Raw genomic sequence first — 516 nt, forward strand, 5'->3', positions numbered from 1 at the left:
TGAACCCCCCGTTTGACAGCTTCATAAACAAGTTTTAATTTTGAATCACCTTTTTCAGCACGCTTCCTTATGGAAAAAGGAAACGCGGCTCCCATAGCGAACAGGAAAAAAGGAAACACAAGATCTACCCAAGTAATACCGGGCAACAGAGGATTAAACACATGATCTGGCGGAGGCGTTTGAGCATGACTCATCCAACCGGGAAGAACATGCGTTACGATGGTAGCCGAAAGCACCATCGTAATAATTGCATATCCCCGTAAGGCATCTAAAGCTAAAGCTCTGTTGTTCATAAAGCTCCCCCCTCGCGCATTCCTTTTTCTACTTCTTTCCAAAGATTCTTTTGGATGATGTGTACTATATCGAATACCATTAGTCCATCCGATCGACGAAGGTTCATCTCTATTGTTTCGGATAATTTCCCCGGATTATCATAGAACTGATCCACCAAGATGCCGCCCATAAACTTGTTGTCTTTAAGAATCTGACGCAAGTGCTGACAGGAACCTTCTACAC

General features: G+C 43.6%; 2 protein-coding genes. Both read right to left on the reverse strand.

Translation table 11 applies throughout. The features are described from left to right. Nucleotides 1-293 (reverse strand): DUF5009 domain-containing protein (locus tag AB5935_RS28295; RefSeq protein WP_368328141.1); only part of this gene is annotated, 293 nt, incomplete at its 3' end. Further along, nucleotides 290-516: alpha amylase family protein (locus tag AB5935_RS28300; protein WP_368328142.1), on the reverse strand; the 227-nt coding region annotated here is incomplete at its 5' end. The genes AB5935_RS28300 and AB5935_RS28295, both read right to left, overlap by 4 nt.

Origin of the sequence: Phocaeicola sp. RTP21198st1_B8_RTP21198_201120 (genome assembly GCF_040929485.1) — a bacterium.
GTDB lineage: Bacteria > Bacteroidota > Bacteroidia > Bacteroidales > Bacteroidaceae > Phocaeicola > Phocaeicola dorei.